Source organism: Paenibacillus baimaensis, assembly GCF_025567575.1.
Genome location: NZ_JAOQIO010000107.1, coordinates 227,967 through 245,465 on the forward strand (window position 1 = coordinate 227,967; position 17,499 = coordinate 245,465).

Here is a 17,499-nt window from a genome sequence, read left to right on the forward strand (position 1 = left end):
GAACGCTTCATATTTGATATATGTACCTTGAGCATCTAACCATTTGCCCTTTGCTGTCGATTTCGTTACAATAATACAGGCGAGATCGTTTTGCCTAACCGTCTCTTATTCGTAAGAAGTATGTAACATGCATATAAGTAATATCCCTATTCATACATAGAAGGAGTGTTCTTAATGAGCGAAGCGATGCAAACCCTTGAGGGCTGGTACGTTTTAAATGATTTCCGTGCAATTGACTGGACGGCATGGAAAAGCTTAAGCAAGCAAGAAAGAGGCCGCGCGGAGGACGAGCTGTACAGCTTATTAGCCCAATATCAGGCTACTGAGGATCAGCGTGAAGGCAGTACGGCCTTCTATTCTATCGTTGGGCAAAAAGCTGATTTTATGTTCATGCATCTACGGGAAACGCTTGAAGAGCTGAACGAGTTGGAAACGGCGTTTAACAAAACCTTGTTTGCACAAGTAACCATTCCGACATTCTCTTACGTATCTGTAGTTGAGCTGGGCAGCTATATGGCCAAACCGGGTACAGACCCGATGGAAGATCCTGATATTGTTGCGCGCCTGAAGCCAACATTACCTAAAGCACGCCATGTCTGCTTCTACCCTATGAACAAACGCCGCGAAGGAAACGACAATTGGTATATGCTGTCCGTAGACGAGCGCCGTGGATTTATGCGTGCACATGGCATGATCGGACGCAGTTATGCCGGTAAAATCAAGCAAATTATCGCGGGCTCGATCGGCCTTGATGATTGGGAATGGGGCGTTACCTTATTTGCAGAAGATGCCCTGCAGTTCAAAAAAATCGTTCATGAAATGCGGTTTGATGAAACAAGCGCACGCTTTGGTGAATTTGGTGAATTCTACGTGGGTAATTTGCTTAATCGCGACAAAATGGAAACTATGCTCAAGCTGTAGCATCATTAAAAGCCTTGCAACTACCGATTTCGGCTGCTGCAAGGCTTTTTCACACATTATTTGTCGTCTTCGTCCTCATCATCGAATCTGTCATCCCGATTGGCCTCAGCCTTTTGCGCCAGATAAGCTTCGGTGTCCCGATCACGCTGACGCGACTTTTCCTTTAAGCGCTCGATAGCGGGTAGAATAAGAATGTCGATTTCTTTTTGCACCGTATAAACCAGATCATAACGGGTCTGGGATTCCAGAAAATGTCCCACATCAATCAGTGCATTATAGCGATCCAGCTCTTCCCTCGTCAATAACCCGCGTACCTGTACGCTGCAGTGCCGCATATCTAGAAACGGCCTTTCTTCAGCACTAGTGGAATGCCGCCAATAATGTACAGGTACCGCATATCGATAACCTTTTTCATAATAGCTGCCATACCGCCTTTGACTTTACGTGAACCCACAATTCCGATGGCTTCGCCGCGTCCAAGTGAAGCTACTGTACCTTTGCTTTCATAGGTAAAGCTCTTAAGCTGCTCACCGCGAATCGATGCAACCAGATTGTGTGCACAGATATCCGCCTGCTGAATCGAAATTTGGGCAGTTGGTGGATATGGGCGACCTTCCGGGCTGAATACAAGCGAGCAATCGCCTAGTACATACACATTATCATGACCAGGAGCACGCAGGTTTTCATCAACCTTGATTCTTCCACGCATCGTTTCAAAGCCCGCATCATCGAGCATATGGTTGCCGCGAATACCGCCGGTCCAAACCACTGTAGCTGCTTTGATTTCTTCTCCGGTTGCCAGAATGACCCCATCTGGTGTGCATTCTTTGATCGCTGTGGCAATTTTGAAGGTTACCCCTTTGTTTTGCAGCACATTCATCGCATATTCAACAAGCTCCGGGTCAAAACCAGGCAGTGCTGTTGGCGCAGCTTCAACGTTATATACTTTCACAAGGGAAGGATCGACATCATATTCTTTGCACAGCTTCGGAATGCGGTCTGTGATCTCTCCAATAAATTCGATTCCTGTAAATCCGGCTCCGCCTACGATAAAAGTCAAGTAATCCAGACGGTTCGGCTCCCGTTTAAACCGGGCAAATTGATACTCGATGTGCTCACGAATAAAGCGAACACTGTTAATGCTGCGAATGCTCAGCGCATATTCCTTCAAGCCAGGAATACCAAAGGTTTCAGGCTCTCCGCCCAATCCCACAACCAAATAATCGTAAGAAAGTGTACCTTCTTCCAGTATAACCTTCTTCTCTTGTGGCCGAATTTGTACAACTGTCGATTTAACAAAATCAATTTTGAATTCATCAATTAGCTTAAGAATATTGACACGCGCATTCTCGGGATTATCCGTTCCTGCAGCCGGCATGTGTAAATGTGTAGTAATATAGTGGTAGTCATGTTTGTTAACAAGTGTTACATCAGCTTCGTTATAGTTCAATTCCTTTTGCAAGCGAATAGCCGTAACAATACCGCCATATCCTGCTCCCAAAATGACTATTCGAGGTATTCGACTCATGGTTAATCCCTTCCATCCGTTAGTTTCTTTTTCTTTTTATCATTCATTGTAATTGTTCACAAAATCATTTGTGAAAATTTACACAAAGTACATCGCGGGTCATTTTCTAACGAATAGTTTGATCCAATTGAAATAAAAATATGACCGTTCACGTGTCAGAAATCACATCTGTGTAAACAAGTTCTCAAGACATAGTATACTGTAAAGTGACAAATAGCAAGTTTTGTTTTGGTTAATATACAGGTAAAAAACGTAAACTAACAAGAGTATTTAAACGTTTCCTCCTAATTGCTGACTATTTTCTGCAGCTCCTTACGTTTCCTATATGATAGCTTTACGACTTCCATTCATATATTCACTCATTGTTCACAAATTTATCATGTAATATATCCTTCCATTCTGTCATCATGTATAATATAATTCGAATATTAATAATTGATAGTCATTATCAATGATAATTATTATCACTGATATTTAATTAATTCAGGGAGGTACAATAAGCACATGCAAAATGAGATTGTGGATATTATTATCGTAGGTGGCGGTCCTGCTGGTATGTTTGCCGCTTTTTATGGAGGTATGCGTCAAGCAAGCGTAAAAATTATTGAAAGTATGCCCCAATTAGGTGGTCAATTGGCTGCTTTGTATCCGGAAAAATATATTTATGACGTAGCCGGCTTCCCAAAGGTAACGGCTCAGGAGCTCGTTAATAACCTGGAGCGTCAGTTGAAGCACTTCCCTATGGATGTTCGTCTGGAAGAAAAAGTATTGCAAGTGATCAAGAAGGATGAGCGTTTGTTCGAAGTCGTGACAGACAAAGGCGTGCATACCTCCAAGGCGGTTATCATTACCGGAGGCGTAGGCGCATTCGAGCCAAGACGTCTGGAACTGCTGGAAGCTTCCAAATACGAGAAGAAAAACCTTCACTACTTCGTGAGTGATTTGCATAAATTCAAAGGCCAAAAGGTGCTGATCAGCGGTGGCGGCGATTCTGCTGTTGACTGGGCGCTCATGTTGGAGCCAATTGCCGAGAAAGTTTATCTGACACATCGTCGTGATAAATTCCGTGCTCATGAGCATAGTGTGGAAAACTTGAATAAATCCACGGTTGAAATTTTAACCCCCAAAGAAATTACTGCGCTTCACGGTGAGGATTATATCAACAGAGTTGTACTGACTGATTGCAAAAGCGGTGTAACGACTGATGTCGACGTTGATGCGGTTATCGTCAACTTTGGTTTCATTTCCTCTCTGGGCCCGATCGCTGAATGGGGCTTTGAAATCGACAATGGCTCTATTATCGTCGATTCCCGCATGGAGACCAGTATCCCCGGGATTTTTGCCGCCGGCGACATTACCACTTATCCGGGCAAGCTGAAGCTGATTGCTGTAGGATTTGGCGAAGCGCCAACTGCTATTAACAATGCCAAAGTATATATCGATCCTACTGCCAAATTATCCCCAGGTCATAGCAGCAATATGAAAATGTAGTTTGCTAACAAGAAGCTCATCATTTTGAACCAAAAAGGATATTCCTTCCGGCCAAGCCCGAATTTGGAATATCCTTTTTAGATTGCCTTGTCGTTCCAATCTATGATGAGAATTAGCTAACCTGCGCTTCGCCATTAGTGTAGTAGTCCAAATTAATTTGGCGATGTTTGATCTCGTCCCTCAGCAGATTAATGAATTCTGCCTCAAGCTTCAGATCGAGGGCTTTGAAATAACAGTGAATCAGTACTTCATTGCTCATTAACCTCATCAATAATCACCCAAATTCTGTAAAGTAAAATCATATTACCATGTTCAACCTAATAGAACAAGTGTTCCGTTATCCACAGGATCTTGTGTATAAGCTGTGCGCAATTTGTTGGTAAGTGTAATAAAGTGACTGATAGCGCAGTGGATAATGTGGACAAGGTTATACACAGGTGATTAACTCCGAAATTTGTCGTAAAATTTATATGATAGTTTTGGAAGTTATCCCCATAATAAGATGATTTTATTTTTATTTACCCCATTCTTATAGTTTGAATCGTTTTACAGCAATTTGACGCGTATATATAAGCATACAAAAAAGCCCCCTATCCTCTGGATGCATTTGCATCTACAGGACTGGAGGCTTCATCTGATGAAGTCTTAGACTTCCACTTTATCATCGCAAGGTTCTGGAGTTCCTTCATAGTCAGCAGGCTTGAATGATGATCCGCAGCCGCAGGAAGCTACCGCATTCGGATTGTCAATGGTGAAGCCGCCACCCATGCCGCTGTCTTTAAAATCGATCTCAACGCCATATAAATACTTGGCGCTCTCACCGTCCACAACTACTTTCAGACCATGCATTTCAAACACTTTGTCATCGCTGTTTTCTTTATCATCAAAGCCCATGCCGTAAGAATAGCCGCTGCATCCGCCTGACTTGACTCCAAGCCGCAGAAACAGATTTGGCGTTTCTTCGCTAGCCAGCATTTCTTTAATTTTATCGCTTGCGGTTTCGCTAATTTTTACCACGGTCATAACCTCCTAAGAGTTTTTGAAGTACTTGCTTCATATGCACCAAATGAGTTGGATATATAGACTCGGTCAGTGTACAAATGCCGCAGATAGCTCAGCTCATTAAAACTCGCTACATAAAGCCTCTGCTACTTCAGTATACTCTTAATATGCATACTCCTCAAGACCCTTAAGCTTCAACTGCTTGTCCAATTGATAATAAGACAATAATAACAAATCCAATTGCCCGCTGCATTGCTGCACAATCGGGTGCATGAACCCATGTTCTTCTACAAGTTTGATCATCTGGGCTCTGATTCGTTCGATTTCTATGGAAATTCCCATCAATTCGTTCGAGTATAGGGGCATCAATTATAGCACCACCCTTTTAAATAGACTTATAGCTTTAAAAGTATGCATGAAAAACAGCGGCTTAATTATACATAATTCCTCTTACAATTCCATTATAAGGGTTTTCAACCCTTTTTGTCGAACTGCGTATTGCCCCACAAGATGAGGTTGTTTATAATAGACAGTATTGCTTACCCATTCGTGCCTAATTAATATTAACCATAGTTGGTTCTACAAATTCTTTTATAGGAGGTGGCATCATGAGCATTATTATTAGTAACCCCGATCAACGAATGGCCGAAATTGCCGAAAAAGTCAAGCATGGTGAACGATTGTCTGCAGAGGATGGCGTGTTCTTGTACCAATCTGACGATTTATTATCCATTGGCCAATTAGCTAACGAGGTCAATCTTCGCAAGAATGGAAAAAAAGTGTATTTCATTGAAAACATGAGCCTTTATTTTACAAATGTATGTGAGGCCCACTGTGCTTTTTGTCATTTCCGCCGCGATGAAGGTGAAGAAGGTGCCTATACCCTGACAGCGGAGCAAATGTTTGACATTATTGATGAGCATTATCATCCCGGCATGCGTGAGTTCCATATTGCCCAAGGTCATAATCCCCACGTTAAATTTGAATACTACCTTGAAGCGATACGCTCATTAAAGCAGCGTTACCCGAACGTTACAATTAAAGCGCACACTGCGGCCGAAATCGAGTTTTATTCCCGCATCAGTGGGTTAAGCTATAAAGAGGTGCTTGAGGCTTTGGTCGACGCAGGCTTGAGCACTTTGACAGGCGGCGGAGCAGAAATTTTATCCGAACGATACCGTAAAAAGATGGGTGTCGGTAAAGCGACTACGGATCAATGGCTGGAAATCCAGCGTGTGGCCCATAGTATCGGACTCAAGACACATGCGACCATGCTCTACGGTTCCATCGAAACGTTGGAGGAACGCATCCAGCACATGATTTATTTGCGTGAGCTTCAGGATGAAACGAACGGTTTTATGGTATTTATCCCGAATTCCGTACAACCTGCCAGTGTCAATGCAGGAATCAAGCGCCGTGTAGCAGCTTTTGACGATTTGAAAACAATCGCGATCAGCCGTCTGATGCTGGATAATATTCAACACATCAAAGCTTATTTTATTAACCTTGGAACTCAATTGACCCAGATTGCTCTTACCTTTGGTGCTTCTGACGTACACGGAACCATTATCAAAGAAAAGATCAGTCATGCAGCAGGTGCCCTATCACCGGAAGGATTAACACGGGATGAGCTTGTATGGCTTGTCCAAGGAGCAGGACGAATCGCTGTTGAACGTGATACTTTTTATAATGAAATCAAAGTGTTTGAGTAGTTAAATGCATCTGCCCCATCATACGTACTCACTGCATATAAATCATTTGGATGGCTGTAAAAAAGGAGTTTGTCAATTATGAAAAAAATCGTTATATTGGGTGGAGGCTACGGCGGTCTGACGATCGTTAATCAGCTGCTTGAAAAAGATTTGCCGGCCGACACCGTGCTCGTGCTTATCGACCGGATGCCTTACCAAGGTTTAAAAACCGAATATTATGCCTTGGCATCAGGCACGCTCTCCGATAAGGAGATTCGTGTCCAATTTCCCGTAGACCCTCGGTTGATTCTGAAATACGGAGAGGTTCGTTCAGTAGACCCTGTTCAGAAGCTGGTTATATTTGAAAATGATGAGCCCATGAGCTATGACACACTGATCATCGGACTTGGCTGTGTGGATAAATATCACGAAATACCTGGCGCCGAGCAATATTCCAACAGTATTCAAACCTTGTCAGGCACACGCAAAACTTATCAAAGGGTTAACGATACGAATCCATATGGACAGATCACAATTGTGGGCGGAGGCTTAAGCGGTGTGGAAATGGCGGCCGAGCTTCGTGAAAGCCGACCCGACCTGAACATCCGTATTTTGGATCGTGGACCAAGCATTTTATCCGCTTTTCCTGACAAGCTCCAGGAATTTGTTCGCGACTGGATGCTGTCTCATGAGATCGAGTTGATCCCTCATGTATCCCTGTCACGACTGGAAGGCAATAATTTGTATAATCAGCAGGAAATAATTCTTACGGATGTAACGATCTGGACAGCGGGTATTCAGCCAAGTCCGATTGTACAGCAGCTGCAATTGCCCAAGGATAACCAAGGCCGTCTCATTATCAATGAGTACCATCAAATTCATGATTACACGGACATTTATGTTGTTGGCGATTGTGCCTCATTGCCTTTTTCACCTAGTGGACAAGCTGCTGAAGCGCAAGGCGAGCAAATTGCACAAGTTATTCGCGCCGGCTGGAAGCAGCAGCAGCCCAAGCTGGGTCCCATCAAGCTGAAGGGGGTTCTTGGTTCCCTAGGTAAAAAATCCGGCTTTGGTGTTATGGGCAAGCGCCCCATTACCGGTCTGGTGCCGCGGGCGCTTAAAAGTGGAGTGCTCTGGTTATCCAAGCACCACTTCGGTTAAGATTTATTCTCCCAACAGATCGAGCATCTCATCGATCTGTTTTATTTTGTTTTCTATTTGCTGTTCAAGCTCCTCTGCGTTAGCAGCGGCGACGATTTCGCCGTTAACCAGTGCGTAAGGAAAGGTATAGCATTCCCCACAATTGCCAAGACAGCCGTATTCGATCACATCCAGGTCTGGCCTTTCTTCAAGCTTTTTCATGACCAGCTCGGTACCGCTATGCAAATTACTGCTGCAAAATTCTATAATTGCTCTCATGTTGATGAGTCACCTGCCCTGTTAACCATTTTAATTTCACTGTAATTGTATTATAATATAGTTAGAAAGGAGTTGACGTCAAATGACTGAACAAGCACAAAGCACCATGTACGATGAAGTACTGGAGGTTTTAGATAAGCTACGCCCGTTTTTGCAGCGCGATGGCGGCGACGTAGAGCTAGTTGATGTGGAAGGCGGCATCATTAAGCTGAAATTGATGGGGGCGTGCGGAAGCTGCCCGAGCTCAACCATTACCTTGAAGGCCGGTATCGAACGCGCTCTGCTTGAAGAAGTAGAAGGCGTTATCGAGGTTGTACAAGTATTTTAATTGAGCATCACGTCTGCATGACAGACGAAGTGTAAGACCCGTAGAGTGCATAGAATAGCTGTGATATGATGGCTATTCCGCACTCTCGGGTTTTTTGTAATTATTACCTGTTAACTACATCCAGTTCATTCCATACTGTGGATATTGGCACGAATCGGATCCAGTCCTCCGGAAATGTCCATAATATTTCCTGTTATAAAATCTGAGCGCTCCTCACATAGATAGGCAATCACTCTTGCAATGTCTTCCCCAACACCCGGACGTCCGCGAGGTGATTCCGGATCGATCTCATGCTCCACATCAGCGATCAGCTTCTCCTTGTTGTCTCCATGAATGTCACCCGGACAAATCATATTCACCGTGATCCCAAAGGGTGCTTCTTCAACTGAGAGCGTTTTGGTGAATGAGACAAGACCAACCTTGGCCGCGGCGTAGACAGCCCTGTGAGGCCATCCTCGTGCCTCTGAGGCATGCCCGAATCCAAAGTGAATGATTCTCCCCCACTTCTTGCTGCGCATCATAGGAAGCACCAAATGATCGAGCTGCATGACACCGAGCAAATTCCCGTTCATTATGTACTGGATCTCTTCTTGCTTGTATTCATTAAAGAACTTACGTTCACGTACAAAAGGACCCGCATTATTAATACATATATCAATGCCACCCAGTTCCTGGACAGCTGTTTCTGTCACATATTGCAAATCCTCATAACGCGATACATCACCCTGGAGTGCCAGACAGCGTACACCCTTGGCTTGTATACGTTCGCATAACTTCTGCGCCTCAACAGCGCTATGAACATAATTGATAATAATATCGCAGCCGGAATCGGCGAGTCGGAGTGCAGTCATTTTGCCTAAACCTTTGGCACTGCCTGTTATAAGCGCGACTTTCCGTTGTTCGATCATGTTCGAATGTCCTCTCCTCACTTGCTCATATATCTTTAAAGTATAGAGGAAGCTAACAACTGATTCAAGGTCAATCCGTCAGGCTTCATAACGCCCGGTTGACTCCGACAACTTGCCAATATAATCAAAGGTGGTACGAACAGCAACAAATACCATTTCACATCCGACTGCCAGGTCCAACAGACGCTCGGATATATTTTCCGCCTTCATCCGTTCGTCTTGCAGTTGCTCTGCCTCGGCTGCCTGCAGCAAATCATCCAGCAAATCGGCGTTAATTGTATGAATTTCCATGTTACGCTCGTTGCGCAGACGATCCACGGGTTTTCTGGACGATTCTTTCAGATCATACAGCTGCTTTTCAAGCTCGACATACAGATGGTTCTGATGCATATTGCGAAGCACGGTAAAGTAGGAAAACCGGGATTTGACCTCCTCGGTTTTGAGCCTGAACCGTTCATTCATAAAGTGACCCAGCTTATCCAGAATGGCAAATATTCGAATGATAGCGTTTCGGTAAAAATACAAATACCGGCGATAATGAATCAGCTCTTCAGCACCCATATCATCTATATAGGTCTTCGAAATGTGCTCGCTGTAGCGGATTGCCGCATACTGACTTTGCTCCAGCTCATCAAGCGCGCTCAGAAAGCTGTTCCCCCAAATGATATATCGCCGATCCTGAGAGTTGCGCTTGGCAAAAGGAATCGTATGTAATAATGCCAAATATTGCTGAATCGAATGATTCGCTGAGGCAATAAGACCTGTATCCTCACGTACCGGTTCACCGAACATCGCTCTAAGCATATAAAGAACTCACTTCCCTTCTATATTCCTAAACATCGGTATTCATGCAACAGAGTGATAGTCCATCTTCCGGCGCAGGCAAGTCCTCACAATAGGATACCCATTATCTTAATCTTCTGTGTATGTCGATGCAGTTTTTATATAAGACTTTGCATCTTATCGCCATCTTGTTTTTGTAGCGCTTCCAAACCATCTCATAAGTCCAGATGCGTTTTGGACTTACTGAGATTTACGTTCATCCTGCGATCATATGAAAAAACCAGCAGGCTTACGCAGCTATCGAGCTTTGTAAGCCTGTCCGTTCTGCTTTTTGGCCAAAAAGGCGAGTACACATAAGTAACACAATATCCCGAACAAAGCGGAGACCAGCACCGCGTGCAGCAGGCTCGCGATCAAATACACATCGTATCCAATGGACAAGGTCACAAAAGCACCGCTGAATATTTGTAAAATCACGAGAATCAGCGCCCACTTGGCGGATTGATATATATTGTCCTGAGAACGTGTTTGAGAACGTATCGCTAGGAACAACCACAACAGAAGAATGAACAAGGCCGCAGCACCCATGCGGTGGGCAAACACGATTCGGGTCGGGCCAATCATATCGGGAATGATGCTCCCATTGCATAACGGCCATCCAATGCATCCACCTGAGGATTGGGTATGCCGCACGAATGCACCCAGATATACGACTGCATAGCTGTAAATGGTAATCAGGAAAATGCCCCATCGAAGACCAGCGGTAATGGAAACGGTCGAACCCGACAGCATGCTTCCGAAGCGGGTAAAAACCAAGGAAAGCAGCAAAGTAAATGCAAATGCCATTAAAGAAAATCCAAAATGCAGCGCCAAAACCGATGAGGATTGCGGCCAAATGACAGCCAGAGCCCCCAGCACAGCCTGTAGTATTGTAAAAAACATCGCTCCTGACACGAAAATCTTCGCATCTTTTCTTTTACACCAAACAAAAACAAGAATGGTCGCTATGAGCAAAACAATCCCCACTACACCCACTACAAATCGATGGCTGTATTCGATAATCGACTCAATCGTATACGCTGGAACAAATTTTCCGTTGCATAGCGGCCAATCGTCTCCACACCCACGACCGGATTCCGTTTTCGTTACAAGCGCGCCCATAACGAGAATCAAAAACATGCCGTACATGCTGGCAAATGAAAAATACTTAAGCCATTTTTGCTGATTCATATGCTGATATCACCTACTTTTCTGAGCTTCGACAGGATACGTCAAGGACATGACAAGTCGTTCGCTCATGTATCATTATATCGATAAAAGGGAGCCAAATCCATGCGGAATTGTTACAAAGCATTGAAACTAAAAAGCCGATTGTTTCCAGGATGTATTTCCCTGAAAGCAATCGGCTCTAATCCGTCATCAGAAACGGGTTTATTTATTGAGAGCAGTAGCTACTTCTACAGCACGGTCCAAAAACTGCTCAATTTCTTCTCTTGTTTTACGCAGCTTACTCACAAAACGAACAAGCTCCTGACCATTACGGAAAGCGATAAAGCTTGGAATCCCCAAAATGTTAAGCTGCTCACATAAATCTGGAACTTCATCCCGGTCTAATTCGATAAAATTCAATCGGTCTCCATATTGTTCTTCGATCGATGGCATAAAAGGCTCAATGTAATGACAGTCCTTGCACCAGGTTGCTTTAAATACTGCAATGGTTGGCTTGTCACCATCTATAATTTGTTGAAAAATCGCTTCTGATTTCACTTGCTCCATAACATCCACCACCTTCTGAATGAAGCTTTAAGAAAAAGCTTTTATTAGTTATAGCATGATGTTTTTTATCTGTCAAGGCTCGATCGATTCATGAAAATTTTGTCATACGTTTTACATTTATTAGAATAAGTGATATCATTATGATATGAAAATGAATGCATAACTAATTAACTTTTAAGGAGTGATACTATGAAAGAGTATAAAGCGTGGGTACAAAACGGGTTTCTTGGATTGCTGTTAATTGCCATATTTGTCGGTCTTGGTATTGTATTGCTGATTAATACGTATGTAATGTTAGGTATTGTTTCACTTGTGATCTCGGTCATCCTTTTGTCGGGTATGACTATTGTTCAACCCAATCAAGCCCTCGTCGTCACTTTCTTCGGCAGGTACGTGGGAACGATCCGTGATAATGGCATGTCGCTGACTCTCCCCTTTTCTATGCGCAAACAGGTTTCATTACGGGTTCGCAATTTTAATAGCATCAAGCTGAAGGTCAATGATATTGAAGGTAATCCGATTGAGATTGCTGCTGTCGTTGTATTTCGTGTGATCGATTCAGCCAAAGCGATGTATGATGTTGACAAGTATGAGCAGTTTGTTGAAATCCAAAGTGAAACTGCATTGAGGCACGTTGCTAGCAAATATCCGTATGATTTGTTTCATGACACTGGATTTTCGCTTCGCGGCAATTCGGAGGAAATCTCGAGAGAGCTCGGACGAGAGCTGCAGGAACGGTTGTCGCTGGCTGGCGTTGAGGTAATGGAAGCACGGCTGACACATCTGGCTTATTCGACTGAAATCGCAAGCGCCATGCTGCAGCGGCAGCAGGCATCGGCCATCATCTCAGCGCGTACCATGATTGTGGAAGGTGCCGTCGGCATGGTCCAAATGGCAATCGCTCAAATCGAACAGGATGGCACGATCCATCTGGATGAAGAACGAAAAGCTGCGATGATCAATAATCTGCTGGTCGCGATTGTATCCGACCGCTCTGCGAGTCCTATTATTAATACAAGCAGCTTGTACTAGAGGACCCATCTGATGGCTTCCAAAAAAAGCTTTGCCCTGCGTATAGATCCCAAGCTGTATGAGGCACTTGAACGTTGGGCTGATGACGAATTGCGAAGTGTGAACGGACATCTTGAATTTTTGCTTCGTGAGGCGGTAGCTCGTGCAGGTAGATTACCCGGTCCCAAAGCATCAGTTCCCAAGGAAAAGCCAGAGGCTTCTCAGCAAGAAGAGTAGGGATATATGCACATATAAAGCAGCAGCAAAGAGCCTGATCCGGCAGAATCAGGCTTTTTGCTGCTGCTTATGGGAAAAGAAGCAAGATGAGTCAGTGAGTACTATTCGCGGCTAATCGTAACCATCTGCATATCTGAATTCCATTTCACAGTGGCACCCAAGCTTTCGGCAATAAATCGAACAGGTACGTAAGTTGTCCCATCCTTAAGCTCTGCCTCGACTTCAAGCGGCTTGATTAAGCCATTCACAGTTGCCTGCTTGCTGCCAACATTCAGCTTAATGACTACTCCATTAGAGGGATCTGTTACCGTAACTTGTTGATTGGCAGCATTCCAGTTGACTTCAGCATCCAGCTCCTCGACGACAAAACGGGCAGGAACCATAATAACGCCATTACGATAAAATGGTTTGGTCGTATCGTCGAAGCCGCTGTAATTATCCATCAACAGGTTAATATCTTTTTTGGTAATATGCAGATCATATTTTAATAATTCATATAAGGATGATTTCGGGTCCAAGGCAGCCAGAAGCTGGTTGGGCTTGTTAAATGAATTCATTTCAATTTGTCCTGCGCTTGTATCAATTACAGCTGCTTTAACCGGCTTGTTGATGTTCCAGGTCTGGGCTGTGGTGGTCAGCTTTACCGATTTTACTGCTGTTGTATTGTCATCAGGCATGTTGACTAGTACCTCGGTTGATGACTTACGCGGCATCAAATCACCATCGACAAACACGTCCGTCTTCACGGAAAACTTATCACTCAGTAATACCTTTAACGCTTCACCCGAATACGATTCGGATAGCTCTTTGACATACGTATCATAGTATTCTATGGTTTGTTTCAAATTGCTCGTAATATACGTGTAGGCGAGCTCTACAGCCAATGTTTTATTGTTCAAATAAGGTGAAATCATATCACTGTAAGAGCCGCTTGCATCCTGATTTTCCTTCATGACTTGTTGCACAATCGGAACAAAGATATCATAGATTTGACCCAGCATTTCTTTTAAACCCTTGTCGTCAGCCAGCAAATTTTTCAGAAACGATCGGGTAAGCTCAATGAGTTCGCTTCCTTTGAGCTCTACATGGATATTTTTACCTTTCAAGCCCTCAGTACCGACCATCTCACTAGCGCTCGATACAGAAATTTTGTTCACATTCGGGATAAGCCCGGCTAAATAGCCCCCAAAGGACGGATACCAAGCATATATTTTTTGATAGGTCTGCTTGATCAACTGCTCCATTTCCTTGGATAAACCTTGTTGTGCCTGCAGTTCTTGCAGGGCTCCGTTGTTGTGAATAACAATCGGTTTTTTGGCACCCTCCACCAAAATCGTATAATCCTGGTCAGATATTGTCAGTTGAAACGGTATTTTTCCCTTGTTGTATTCAAATACACCTTTAATGGAAATATGGGTATAATCCTGTTGTATGGCTTCGGAAATCGTCAATTGCACGTTACTGAACAGCTCAAATGCTTTTTTATCTTCTTCAGTCATTGTCTCTGCAGCGGGATTTGGAGTAATCTCCAACGCAATCGTTTGTTTGCTTTCGGCAGATTGGATACTATACGAATTTTTCATGACCTTGTTTAAATCCAGACCATCTACGGACTGGCAACCTGTCAGCATAATCAGTGCTGCAACCAGCAGCAGCGCGATCCATGAGTGTGGTTTTCTGTTGTTCATTCTGTACCTCCGTCATAATAGATTTGTTATGGCATCTGGTACCAATTCGACATGCACTGCGAAAACTCCTTTTTCTGGGGTAATTACCATACCGGACGAAACCTCAGTGGACTGCTCTCATCACTGATGGTATGGACCAAGCTGCGCAAATCCGCCTTAAGCATATTCATTCTTTCCTCTCCCACAATATCCGCATATCGCTGCTCAATGCTTATAAAAATCTCTTCCGTAGTCTGGATACATGACCAACCTCGTTCAGTGAGTATAACAAGCTTCCCCCTGCCGTCGAGCGGATGCGGCTTGCGTTCAATATAATCATGCTGCTCCAAATAATCGATCATTTGACTCGCGGCTTGCTTGGTAACACCCAAATGCTCCGCGATTTCGTTGCCAGTAGCTCCCTTGGCTGCAATTCGTTGAAACAAAAACCCGTGAACAGGACGCACATCATCAAAGCCTTTTTTGGCCAATTGTCTATGCAGATCATCCGTTATAGCGCTGAATGACAGCCCAAGCAGGATCGTTAACTCATAGCTTCCGGACGGTTGATTCATCATCGGTAGAGCCTCCCTAGATAGTCAATTAGATTGACAATATTTCCAAACTATTATAACATAAATATTAGTCAATTTAATTGACTATATGGACTGAGCCCGATCAGATAGAGCTTTGGTCACAATAAGGAGGTTATTTTATGACAACCGCAGCACCCAACACGAAGGAACAAGCCAATATCGAGCTTGTACGGGATTTTATCGAAGCCTTTTGGAATCAACAGAAGCTTGACTGTATCGAGAGTGTATTGACCGCAGATTATATCGATCACGCCTATCAACCGCACACCGTGGATGGCCTTAAACAGATGGCTATTGTGCTGAATACCGCTTTTCCGGATCAATACAGCACCATTAATGAGATTATTGCGCAAGGGAATAAGGTTATGGTACGGATGATTATGCGTGGCACACATCTGGGAGAATTCCGAGGAACTGCACCTACCGGTAATCGGATCGAAGCGACTATTTATCGGGAATATGTAATCAGAGATGGTCAAATCGCGGAACATTGGGCTTTATTCGATACAGCAGCGCTTTTGCGGCAAATTGGTGCCCAGCTCAGCTTTGATAATGCTTGTAAAATCAAAAAGGATTAGATCATCCAAGTGCAGGAAATGACCTTCGTAAGTGGAATAAGTTGAACATCATGATATGATTCGTATTTGTATAGAAAAGAGGTCCGATCTCATGATTCCAACTGATCACTCCACTTCCGAGGACAATAAACAATCTGTTCAATCACGTGCATTAGACTGGACGCTCATCATCTTCTCATTGCTGGGCTGGGGAAGCATAACGTTTGTTCTTTATCTCGTTGCAACCATTGGAACCCTTGTATTCACTGAATCTTCGGTTGCCTCTTGGCTGCAAACAGATAATTTGAGCGATGGTAGTCTGGCTGTTCTTCTTGGGGCGATCCTCTCGTTAGTTGCAGCTGCATTCGTCAGCTATGGGCTGTTTCTCGCTGCTGTCAACAAGGAATCCGTTCGATGGCTTGCCTTTGCTTCGCTTCCGGTACTCATTGTAGGTGTGTATTTGTGGTACTCCTGCTACCTGGGCAGTTCTCCGATGGATGGCTTTGAAGGAAACACCTGGTTCATTTATCTTATTTATGTATCGTGGGCAACCCCTGGCTTTGACTATATCCGACATTACGTACCCGATGGCTGGATGCCCTTTATCGGATTATCCGCGTCCTTTCTGCCTACTCTATGCGGTATATTGGGTACGTCGCTTTATTCCATCACTTCTTCATGGTCTTGGTCCCGGCTCAACACCTTGATCTCCATCATCGCCATTCCTTGCTGTATGACGCTCTGTTTCGGAGTTTCCTTATTTATCCCAAGCTCTGCCGAGTTCACACCTCAGTCTTACCCCAAAGTAGATGGAGCAACAGCCGCTATCCACCTTGGACAAGAGCTGGCACATCAGCTTGAAGGAATGAATCGTCCAAAAGCCGAACGTGCCGTCAGCTTCAGCACAACCCACTATGCATACGTCAATCTGATTAGCAAAAAAGCCGACCTTATTCTGGTAGCGGGACCCTCGGATGAGGAGCAACTGCTGGCCAAGGAGAGCGGAGTGGTTTTGAAGCTGACTCCTATCGGTAAAGATGCTTTTATTTTTCTCGTCCATCACAACAACCCCATCGAGTCGCTTACGATCCAGCAAATTCAAGCCATTTATGCGGGAACCATTCATAATTGGCAGGAGGTTGGCGGGAACGACGAGGCCATCACCTCTTTTCAGAGAGAGCCCAACTCAGGAAGCCAAACCTATATGGAAACCAAGGTGATGAAGGGTCATTCCTTAATGACAGCGGCAAGGGAACACAAAATTACCGGAATGGGCGGCATGATTGATAAGGTAGCTGAATATACGAATGCCAACAATGCGATTGGGTACTCATTTTATTATTACGCTAATGAAATGCACCGCCGGCAAGGAGTGAAGTTTGTGAAGCTCAATGGCGTTGAAAGCAATAAGGACAACATACGCAATGGCAGCTATCCGTTAACGGCAGTCCTCTATGCCGTCACCCGCGATGAAGAGCCTCAGGATGAGCCAACCTCACGTATGCTCAGCTGGCTTCTAAGTGCCAAAGGAGCTGCCGCTATCGAAAAGAGTGGATTTGTACCGATCCAGTGACCAAGCAATCG

General features: G+C 44.3%; 21 protein-coding genes. 9 read left to right on the top strand and 12 right to left on the bottom strand.

Annotation, left to right across the window (positions count from 1 at the left end; genetic code table 11):
- Positions 1–174: 174 nt before the first annotated feature.
- Positions 175–921, top strand: coding sequence for a hydrogen peroxide-dependent heme synthase (gene hemQ / locus OB236_RS31830; protein WP_076232365.1), 747 nt, complete (start codon positions 175–177; stop codon positions 919–921).
- A 56-nt stretch (positions 922–977) separates the two neighbouring features.
- On the opposite strand, the gene OB236_RS31835 is transcribed toward hemQ, so the two are convergent.
- Both OB236_RS31835 and OB236_RS31840 read right to left on the bottom strand, forming a co-directional pair.
- Positions 978–1,256, bottom strand: coding sequence for a hypothetical protein (locus tag OB236_RS31835; RefSeq protein ID WP_262687599.1), 279 nt, complete (start codon positions 1,254–1,256; stop codon positions 978–980).
- Between the two features lie 2 nt (positions 1,257–1,258).
- On the bottom strand, positions 1,259–2,449 hold the full coding sequence (locus tag OB236_RS31840) for an NAD(P)/FAD-dependent oxidoreductase (protein WP_076232368.1): 1,191 nt from the start codon (positions 2,447–2,449) through the stop codon (positions 1,259–1,261).
- A gap of 504 nt (positions 2,450–2,953) precedes the next feature.
- Here OB236_RS31840 and OB236_RS31845 point away from each other — a divergent pair.
- Entirely contained in the window at positions 2,954–3,940 is a 987-nt protein-coding gene (locus tag OB236_RS31845; RefSeq protein ID WP_076232370.1) for an NAD(P)/FAD-dependent oxidoreductase, read from the top strand.
- 112 nt (positions 3,941–4,052) lie between these two features.
- Here the strand turns inward: OB236_RS31845 and sda are convergent, their stop codons facing one another.
- The 3 genes from sda to OB236_RS31860 form a co-directional block, all read right to left on the bottom strand.
- The gene (sda, locus tag OB236_RS31850) at positions 4,053–4,208 is read right to left on the bottom strand and encodes a sporulation histidine kinase inhibitor Sda (protein WP_076232372.1); all 156 of its coding nucleotides are present in this window, start codon (positions 4,206–4,208) and stop codon (positions 4,053–4,055) included.
- Positions 4,209–4,585: 377 nt separating this feature from the next.
- Positions 4,586–4,957: a HesB/IscA family protein gene (locus OB236_RS31855; protein WP_177237581.1), complete on the bottom strand. Its 372-nt coding sequence runs from the start codon at positions 4,955–4,957 to the stop codon at positions 4,586–4,588.
- Positions 4,958–5,104: 147 nt separating this feature from the next.
- Complete coding sequence (locus OB236_RS31860) at positions 5,105–5,308, bottom strand: aspartyl-phosphate phosphatase Spo0E family protein (RefSeq protein ID WP_076232375.1); 204 nt, start codon at positions 5,306–5,308, stop codon at positions 5,105–5,107.
- A gap of 242 nt (positions 5,309–5,550) precedes the next feature.
- Between OB236_RS31860 and mqnE the strand changes: the two genes are divergently transcribed.
- On the top strand, positions 5,551–6,654 hold the full coding sequence (gene mqnE, locus OB236_RS31865) for an aminofutalosine synthase MqnE (protein ID WP_076232377.1): 1,104 nt from the start codon (positions 5,551–5,553) through the stop codon (positions 6,652–6,654).
- Between the two features lie 78 nt (positions 6,655–6,732).
- Positions 6,733–7,794, top strand: coding sequence for an NAD(P)/FAD-dependent oxidoreductase (locus tag OB236_RS31870; RefSeq protein WP_262687601.1), 1,062 nt, complete (start codon positions 6,733–6,735; stop codon positions 7,792–7,794).
- Positions 7,795–7,797: 3 nt separating this feature from the next.
- Here the strand turns inward: OB236_RS31870 and OB236_RS31875 are convergent, their stop codons facing one another.
- Positions 7,798–8,052 (bottom strand): YuzB family protein, encoded by a 255-nt coding sequence (locus OB236_RS31875; protein WP_076232381.1) that lies wholly within the window; start codon positions 8,050–8,052, stop codon positions 7,798–7,800.
- Positions 8,053–8,134: 82 nt separating this feature from the next.
- Between OB236_RS31875 and OB236_RS31880 the strand changes: the two genes are divergently transcribed.
- Positions 8,135–8,380 carry a NifU family protein gene (locus OB236_RS31880; protein ID WP_076232383.1) on the top strand — a complete coding sequence of 82 codons (246 nt, stop codon included), beginning with the start codon at positions 8,135–8,137 and terminating at the stop codon, positions 8,378–8,380.
- 125 nt (positions 8,381–8,505) lie between these two features.
- Here the strand turns inward: OB236_RS31880 and OB236_RS31885 are convergent, their stop codons facing one another.
- From OB236_RS31885 to OB236_RS31900, 4 genes are all read right to left on the bottom strand, one after another.
- A complete protein-coding gene (locus tag OB236_RS31885) occupies positions 8,506–9,288 on the bottom strand; it encodes an SDR family oxidoreductase (protein ID WP_076232384.1) in 783 nt (260 codons plus the stop codon).
- Positions 9,289–9,366: 78 nt separating this feature from the next.
- Positions 9,367–10,092, bottom strand: a complete 726-nt coding sequence (locus OB236_RS31890) for a Cthe_2314 family HEPN domain-containing protein (RefSeq protein WP_262687602.1) — start codon at positions 10,090–10,092, stop codon at positions 9,367–9,369.
- A 276-nt stretch (positions 10,093–10,368) separates the two neighbouring features.
- On the bottom strand, positions 10,369–11,301 hold the full coding sequence (locus OB236_RS31895) for a COX15/CtaA family protein (RefSeq protein ID WP_076232387.1): 933 nt from the start codon (positions 11,299–11,301) through the stop codon (positions 10,369–10,371).
- Positions 11,302–11,502: 201 nt separating this feature from the next.
- Positions 11,503–11,847, bottom strand: a complete 345-nt coding sequence (locus OB236_RS31900) for a thioredoxin family protein (protein WP_076232388.1) — start codon at positions 11,845–11,847, stop codon at positions 11,503–11,505.
- Between the two features lie 189 nt (positions 11,848–12,036).
- Between OB236_RS31900 and OB236_RS31905 the strand changes: the two genes are divergently transcribed.
- Positions 12,037–12,879 (top strand): SPFH domain-containing protein, encoded by an 843-nt coding sequence (locus OB236_RS31905; protein WP_262687604.1) that lies wholly within the window; start codon positions 12,037–12,039, stop codon positions 12,877–12,879.
- Between the two features lie 12 nt (positions 12,880–12,891).
- The gene (locus tag OB236_RS31910) at positions 12,892–13,095 is read left to right on the top strand and encodes a ribbon-helix-helix domain-containing protein (protein WP_076232390.1); all 204 of its coding nucleotides are present in this window, start codon (positions 12,892–12,894) and stop codon (positions 13,093–13,095) included.
- A 101-nt stretch (positions 13,096–13,196) separates the two neighbouring features.
- Here OB236_RS31910 and OB236_RS31915 read toward each other — a convergent pair whose 3' ends face one another.
- Positions 13,197–14,783, bottom strand: a complete 1,587-nt coding sequence (locus OB236_RS31915; protein WP_262687605.1) for a copper amine oxidase N-terminal domain-containing protein — start codon at positions 14,781–14,783, stop codon at positions 13,197–13,199.
- Positions 14,784–14,866: 83 nt separating this feature from the next.
- Positions 14,867–15,340 carry a MarR family winged helix-turn-helix transcriptional regulator gene (locus OB236_RS31920; protein ID WP_408638537.1) on the bottom strand — a complete coding sequence of 158 codons (474 nt, stop codon included), beginning with the start codon at positions 15,338–15,340 and terminating at the stop codon, positions 14,867–14,869.
- 137 nt (positions 15,341–15,477) lie between these two features.
- On the opposite strand from OB236_RS31920, the gene OB236_RS31925 reads away from it, so the two are divergent.
- Both OB236_RS31925 and OB236_RS31930 read left to right on the top strand, forming a co-directional pair.
- The gene (locus tag OB236_RS31925) at positions 15,478–15,936 is read left to right on the top strand and encodes an ester cyclase (protein WP_262687606.1); all 459 of its coding nucleotides are present in this window, start codon (positions 15,478–15,480) and stop codon (positions 15,934–15,936) included.
- Positions 15,937–16,027: 91 nt separating this feature from the next.
- Complete coding sequence (locus tag OB236_RS31930) at positions 16,028–17,488, top strand: PstS family phosphate ABC transporter substrate-binding protein (RefSeq protein ID WP_262687607.1); 1,461 nt, start codon at positions 16,028–16,030, stop codon at positions 17,486–17,488.
- Positions 17,489–17,499 lie beyond the last annotated feature (11 nt).